The organism is Streptomyces sp., assembly GCF_019510245.1.
In the GTDB taxonomy this organism is placed as follows: Bacteria; Actinomycetota; Actinomycetes; order Streptomycetales; family Streptomycetaceae; genus Streptomyces.
Window position 1 is genome coordinate 1 of sequence record NZ_JAEKKT010000011.1, and the last position, 4,003, is coordinate 4,003.

Here is a 4,003-nt window from a genome sequence, read left to right on the forward strand (position 1 = left end):
GCCAAGACAGGCGCCGAGCTCGTCCGAAACCGTCTCGGGCAGCTCCAGGGCCAAGGCGTCCGGGACGGTGACGTACTCGGCCGCGGTCCCGCACGGCCGATACGACTGCGCGCCATAGACCCAGACCCGCTGACCCAATCGGGACGCGTCGACTCCGTCGCCCACCTCGTCGATCACGCCGACACCGTCGCTGTGCGGAATCACCCTCGGGAACGGCATCGATGATCCCAGCCAGCCGCGACGCTTCTTGGTGTCGCCGGGATTCACGCCCGACAACCGCACACGCACCCGCACCTCGGCCGCCCCCGGCTCGGGATCGGGAAGCTCCCCGACCGTCAGCACGTCCTGCGCCGACCCCTGCCGGTCGTACCAGACCGCCCGCACAATGCCTCCCGGTCATTGGTCATCGATCGCGCCGTCTACGAGGTCGAGCTCCCGAACCGTGCTAGCCCTGTCGGGGGACACCGGTCGTCCCTACACCGGGTCAGGCGCGTTGCCCCGAGGTTCAGGGGTTCTTCGACTCCAGCTCGCCTTCGAGCAGGTTAATGGCTTTGAGGAACGCGGCCTGCTCGGCAACGTCCAGCTGATCAAGCACACGGGCGAGGGGCGCGGCAGCGGCGTCCAGCCAGGCGGTGATTTCGGATTCCCGCCCCGGGGTGAAGGCGACGATGGTACGTCGGCGGTCGGCCGCGTCCGGCGTACGCGCAACCAGGCCGCCCCGGTCGAGGTCGGCGAGTACGCCGCTCACCGTGGGCAGCGTGAGGTCTAGGCGCGCGGCGAGGGCCCCGACGCTGAGCGGTCCCTCGCGCAGCTGCTCCAAGGCGGCCACGTGCCGTGGCCCGAGCGGTGCACCGGTCTCCGGGACCGCCAGGTTCTGAGAACGACGCAGGCCACGGGCGATGCGCGGCAGCAGCTGCATCAAGCGAAGGCATGCCGCCGAATGATCGCTGCTACGGGCTCTGGCCACAGGTCTCTCCTCCTTGACAGCCGGCCGTCGGAGTCTATACGGTTCGGCTAACCAAACTATTTTGTTCGCTGAACCAATGTTTCAGGAGAGCTCATGACTACCTCGTCCCAACCGGCGACAGGCAACGCCGTCCTGCAGCGATTGCGAGCCGGCGAGTTCGCCGGGACCTGGGTGCTGGACCCAACTCGTTCCAGCGTCGGCCTGCGCAGTCGAAGCATGTGGGGCATGGTGCCGATCAACGGCAGCTTTGCCGTGGTGAGCGGCGCCGGGACCGTTTCCGCAAGCGGGGACGTCGGCGGCACCCTCGAGGTCAACGCCGACTCGATCGACACCAAGAACCAGAAGCGGGACAAACATCTGAAGTCGGCCGACTTCTTCCACACCGACAAGCACTCGCTCATCGTCTTCACGGCCCGGCGCGTGAGGTCGGACGGCGCGGGGTTGGTCATCGAAGGCATGCTGCAGGTGCGCGATATCGCCCGGCCGATCGACATCCCCGTCCGGCTCAGCGCCTCTGGCGACGAAATCGTCCAACTGGACACCAAGATCACGATCGATCGCTCGCAGTACGGGCTCACTTGGAACCAGATGGGAATGGCGTCCATGACGAGCGTGATCGATGTCCGCGCGGTGTTCGTCAGGCGTTGACTCGGTCCTTCCTGGTTCGGTGGCCCGCCTGGGGATCGACTTGTGCGCCTCGTCCGGCACGGACGGATGCACGAGATCGACCGCCGGTTCACGCCAGCACGACCGCCCCGTGGGTCACCGACGACTCCAACGCGGTGTTGATCTCGGCCAGTCGGGCCTCGGCCGCGGCGAGTTCGTCCGCTTGCTCGAACCGGTGCTCGGCGATCACCCGCCTGGCCGCTTCGCCGTCGTCGTAGGCCTCCAGGGCGTCCTGCTCGATCTCGGCCATGCGGTCGTCGATCCGGTCGTGCCAGCGGCGCACCGCGCCGACCACGGCGCGGGTGCCCGCAGCCGCACTTCTCCGTACCAGCGACAGTGGCAGGGTGAGTTCGTCGGCGCGCCGGTGCGCCACGGTGATGCGCAGGTTCACCACGTCGGCCGCCCTGGCGGTCCAGCCGCCGACGGGGATCAGCTCGACGCCGAGCCGGCGCCACGGCGCCCGGACCGGCGCTGGGTCGTCGTCGGCCGTCGGCACGAGCAGGCGCTCGCGCAGCGCCCGGGCGGCCAGCCGTACGTCTGCCTCCGGATCGGTGCCCACCGCCGTCCGCGCCAGCCGTTCGCGCGCCACGGCCAGCAACAGCGTTTGCTGCCGCAGCCGGTACTGGTCCTGCTCGGCCCTGGCCAGACGCAGCCGCGCAGACGTCACCGACTGCCGGTTGATCGACTTCAGCAGCCGCAGCCGAGCCACCGCGGCGGCCGCCTCGGCCTGCTCCAGCAGGAGCTCGTTGCCCGTAGCGAGGGCCTTGACCTCTGCGTAGGTGAGCACGGCGTCGCCGAGGTCGTCGATCGTTCGCGTGCTCGGCTCGGCGCGATAGAGCTGTTCGATGAAAGCAGCCTTACGCTGCAGCGTTTGCCACATGTAGGCGTCGAAGGTGCCGCGGGTGACGTAGCGATAGACGTCGACGAACGGGTTGAGGTTGCCCGGACGGAAGGCCCGTCCCTCCCGTTGCTCGATGTCTGACGGCCGCCACGGCGCGTCCGCGTGGTGGATCGCCCGCAGCCGCGGCTGCACGTTCGTGCCCACGCCCAGCTTGTCGGTCGAGCCGATGAGCACCGACACCACGCCGGCCCGGCAGTCGGCGAACAGCTGCGCGCGCTGGTCGGAGTTCGTCGCCTCGTGCACGAAGCGCACGCGGTCGGCGTCGATGCCCCGCTGCGCCAGGGCCAACCGCAGCCGCCCGTAGGTCTGCAGCCCCTCGGCCCCGGGCGTCCCCTGGTCGCAGAAGATCACCTGGAAGACGCCGGTGATGTCACTTCCGGCGTAGGTCGACCCGAGGTGCTCGTGGTGGATGCGGGCGACGTGATCGGCCACCGCCTCGAGCTTGGCCGAGCCCTCACGCACCCCGACCAAGGTCGGGTCGAGCGCGACCCGGCGACCGTCGCCGCACACCACCAGCATGTTGTCGCCGCCCGGCTCGCCGCGCACCTTCTCGCGGTGCAGCTTGTCGACCCGCGCGCCCAGGCTGCCGACGTACTCGAGCTGGGCCGGCCCCGGCTCGCTGACCACGGTCTGCTCGCGGCGCTGCGGTCGAGCCAAACCCAGCTCCTCGGGGCGCAGCACGTCCGAGCAGGTCGCCAGCATGCGCCGCAGCTCCGGCAGGTTGCGGATGCGGGCCGGGCGCTGGACGAGGCGGATGCTCGAGGAGTCCGGCGACACCTCCACCGTCGTCGCGTAGTCGACGAAGACGGCGGCCCACGCGTCGAAGTGCTCGACCCCGGCGTCCACCAGGTCTTCGGGCTGGACGTAGGTCTGCCATACGAACGTCTCGGCGATCGTGTTCGACCATGGCGTGCCGGTGAACAGCGCCAGGCTGGGCCGCCGTCCGCGGCGCGCCCGCAGTGTGCGCGCCTTGAGCAGCAGGTCGGCCGCCCGCTGCGAGGAGCCGAGCGAGATGCCCTCCATCCGCGAGGTGACGGGCAGCCGCTTGAAGTAGTGCGCCTCGTCGACGAGCAGCAGGTCGACACCGAGCTCGTCGAAGGTGAGTGAGGGATGCGGTCGGGCCCGCGCCGCGGCCATGCGCTGCTCGACCGCAGCCGCCCGGCGCTTGAGCACCGACCGGCCGTGCCGCCCACCACGTCCCCCGCGGATCTGCGCCGCGATGTCGTCGGCCTGCCCCTGCAGCCACTGCAGCTCGGTCTCCGGCGCCACGGGCAGAGCGCTCAGCGTGCCGTGGGAGGCGATCACCGCGTCCCAGTCGCCGGTTGCGCACCGCGCCGCCAGCGCCTCGCGCGAGCGCAGATCGTCCTCGCCCTGGACGAGGAAGGACCCGAACGGGTAGGCCTGCCGGGCCTCCCGCGCCGTCTGCTCGACGAGGTGGGCCGGCACCGCGATCAGCGGCTTGGCAGCCA

Annotated in this window: 4 protein-coding genes; 1 reads left to right on the forward strand and 3 read right to left on the reverse strand. The window is 70.4% G+C overall.

What is annotated here, in order from left to right; genetic code table 11:
* Together JF597_RS00245 and JF597_RS00250 are read right to left on the reverse strand one after the other, a co-directional pair.
* On the reverse strand, positions 1 to 384 hold a 384-nt coding region (locus JF597_RS00245; protein WP_293986507.1), incomplete at its 3' end, for an alcohol dehydrogenase catalytic domain-containing protein.
* A gap of 121 nt (positions 385 to 505) precedes the next feature.
* The gene (locus JF597_RS00250) at positions 506 to 919 is read right to left on the reverse strand and encodes a MarR family transcriptional regulator (RefSeq protein WP_293986509.1); all 414 of its coding nucleotides are present in this window, start codon (positions 917 to 919) and stop codon (positions 506 to 508) included.
* 141 nt (positions 920 to 1,060) lie between these two features.
* On the opposite strand from JF597_RS00250, the gene JF597_RS00255 reads away from it, so the two are divergent.
* On the forward strand, positions 1,061 to 1,615 hold the full coding sequence (locus JF597_RS00255) for a YceI family protein (protein WP_293986511.1): 555 nt from the start codon (positions 1,061 to 1,063) through the stop codon (positions 1,613 to 1,615).
* 88 nt (positions 1,616 to 1,703) lie between these two features.
* Here JF597_RS00255 and JF597_RS00260 read toward each other — a convergent pair.
* The coding region (locus tag JF597_RS00260; RefSeq protein ID WP_293986513.1) for a helicase-related protein at positions 1,704 to 4,003 on the reverse strand (2,300 nt) is incomplete at its 5' end.